Genomic DNA, 3,085 nt, shown 5'->3' on the forward strand with positions numbered 1-3,085 from the left:
CCTCATACCCCACCTCTAGTTTCACCTTATCTATTTCATAACCTTGAGTTTTGAGAGTATCTATCTTTTGTTTGAGATTCAATATAAAGTCTTTATAAGTTCTGCTTCCTTTGAGACATATTTTTACTTTTTCATCTGTATAATGTGTAGGTATTGGAGTATTAGGAGCTGTGATAAAAGTAGTGCCTTTGGGATAAGGGATATTATCTAATGGATTACTATGATAAGAGATTTTATATTGATTGTTTGTATCTATGGTATAGATATTAAGGGCTTTATATCCTCTTGCTCTATAGAGATAGTCTGTTTGAATTTTTAGAGATTGCTCTATATCTTTAGTATAAAGATAGTAGCTTCCTTTGGGTAGAGAAGTATCTTGTTTCATAGAATCTAAAATGTCTTGTTCTTTGAGATGATTGGATTGATAATATTTTTCTGTATCTAGAATATCATATGTAAGAGAGTAAGATGAAAACAATTTAGGAATATCTTGTTTATCTATAACATCATAGTCTTTAGAGTAGATTCTATAATATGCTTTATTTTCATTATTTCCCTTATCAAATATATTAGAATCTAGCTTATCCCTTTTTACCTCTCCCCATTGTAATATTTGAAGTTCTTTACCATTGAATTGAAGTGATAAAGGAGGTTTATAATCTAGTTGGGTATGGGTGGTATAATTCCTCGCTTTATAGGCTGGGGAGCGTAGATAAGCAAAGATAACTAAAGTATAATCTCCTTGTGTAAGATATTGGAGTTGCTGGGAGTAATTTGGAGGATTGGTGGTTTGAGAGTTTGATGATGGTTGTGAATTGTTTGTTTGTGCTTTTGAATTTGGACTTTGAACGCTTGTTTGATTTGATTGTAGGCTTTGCAAATATTCTTTGATGTTGAAGTGTATGATATTGCCTTTATAGGTATCACTTGAGAGTTCATAGTAATGCTCATCTTTTATTAAGCCTGTTTTGTTTGGATTATAATCTTTTGTAGGAAGTATCATATAAGCCCATTTAACCAAATTATAGCCATAATAGATAGCTTCACATTCTAAGGCAGTATCTATCTTTATTGGTTTTTGTATGTTGTTTATTCTCACTTCAAGGATAGAATCTGTATTGTCTATCTTTTCATCAAGTGTTGTAGTTTGCTTAAGATGTAAGATATTCTTATAAGTAATGCCTTCACCTGCTTTAGCTTGTTTTTTTATTTGATTATTTACTGATATTATGCCCACACCTGTTATTTTGTGTATATCATAAGTGGAATAATTTTGAGTCACTAAATCATTACAAGAGAGTATGAGTTTAGTTGTAACATTTGCAAGAGGAGTATCATCAAGGTTAAGTTCTGTGCTTAGAGTAGCATTATAACTGATATTACCAGCTTTATCTGTTTTGGTATTGCCATTATTATCTTTGTTTTCTTGTAAGTTTATTTGATAGGTTTTTCTATTTTCGCAGTTAAGAAGATAGATAATAGGTTGCCCCTGTGAATTATGAGAATCTTGTATAGAATTATTTGACTCATTGGAGTTCGTTTCATTATTATGATTGTGTTGAATAGAGGAGTGTTGATTAGAGCAATAGATATAGAGTTCATTAATGTAGAGTGTGAAATTACCTTCTTTAGAACAATCAGTAGAGTGAGATTTTTCTTCTTTGAGTTTTAATTTAATACCAAGCTTATTCACTTTTTGATTTTTGTTTATTTCATTGGAAATAATATGGTTTTGTTTGCTAAAGCCTGTATTGTAGAGTAGGATATTGCTTTGGTGTTTTTGGATAGTTAATATAGGCTCTGCATTTTTAAAGATATATTCTTGTTGATAATCTGCTATATCATCACCATTTTTATCTAATTCAAGATAATCATCTTTTTGTGAAAGAGTTGGTTCTTGTGCAGATTCTGTGTCATTTTTTATCTCTGTGCCTAAAAAATAATTTGTGCTTTGCTTATCTTTAAAATCACTCAAATAAAGCCTTGAATGAGTGCCTAAGTAAGTGCAATCAATCTTTGTATCTTTGCAAACTATAAGGTAGAGCGTAGAATTATGCTTTTGTCTTATTTGCAGAGCTATATCCCAGATACTTTGAGGATAAAAGATAAAAAAAAGAGAGGAGTTGTTTTGCTGCATTTGCTTATTGATTGTAGCGATATTATCTGTAACATTTGGTTTATCTTTAGATTTTTGTATAATGTAAATACTCTCTATTTTAAGGCTTGGATTATTCTCTTGGATATAATATTGCTTCATTGTATTTAAAAAGGGTTGAGTGATTGAAACTAGACTTTGAGATAGTGGGAAGCTATCATCTGTAAAGTTTTTCTTTATTTCTTCTTCTTTTTTTATTATGCTCTTATAGTATGTTTGAGATTTTGAAGATTCTGCAATGTTTAAAAATTCAAAGAACATCATAGATTCATTAAGATTAACTTTATCTTGATTGAGGTCTTTAGTTTTAATTTGCACACTATCACAAAGTGATTGAAAGATTTTATCATTAATATCATTATTTTCATAAAGCCCAAAGAGATTGGATTGTTTAAAACGCTTAATAGCTATGCTTTTATCATTTTTACTATTACTATTACTATTGTATCTTATCTCATACCAAAGCTTAAGATGAGATTTTTCTTTGAGTGCTTGTTGAAAGCCTTTACCGAATACTTGTTTATTTTCCCCAAGATATTGTATATGCAATAAAGTAAGATACTCTTTTGAAGATTTGAGTGTTTTTAGATTCTCTTGTGTGATATTCTCTTGTAAGATTTGTATATAGTCATTGTTGCAATTATTAAGAAAAGTGTTTAAAGCATTTTTGGCATTATCAATGGGCATTATATTATTTTCTAAATCTATCCCAAAGTAAAATTTAAAAGTATTATAAAGTAGCATTTCATTACTTTGCTGAATAGAGTTGCTATTATTTATTGGTTTCATATCTGCCTATTATTATCTTTATATGTGTTATTACTTTCACTCCGCCTTTATCTCCCCACCTTTAACAACTAATCCTTTAGAATCTATGACTACTTCTATTCCACCAGCTTTAATAATAACACAATCTCCCTTAGCAGTAAT

General features: G+C 29.6%; 1 protein-coding gene. It reads right to left on the bottom strand.

The annotated features are described in order from the left end of the window. A partial coding sequence (locus tag LS65_RS09530; RefSeq protein WP_034363951.1) for a hypothetical protein occupies nucleotides 1–2,944 on the bottom strand: 2,944 nt, incomplete at its 3' end. Nucleotides 2,945–3,085 lie beyond the last annotated feature (141 nt).

The organism is Helicobacter japonicus (assembly GCF_000762845.2).
GTDB classification, from domain to species: Bacteria; Campylobacterota; Campylobacteria; order Campylobacterales; family Helicobacteraceae; genus Helicobacter_C; species Helicobacter_C japonicus.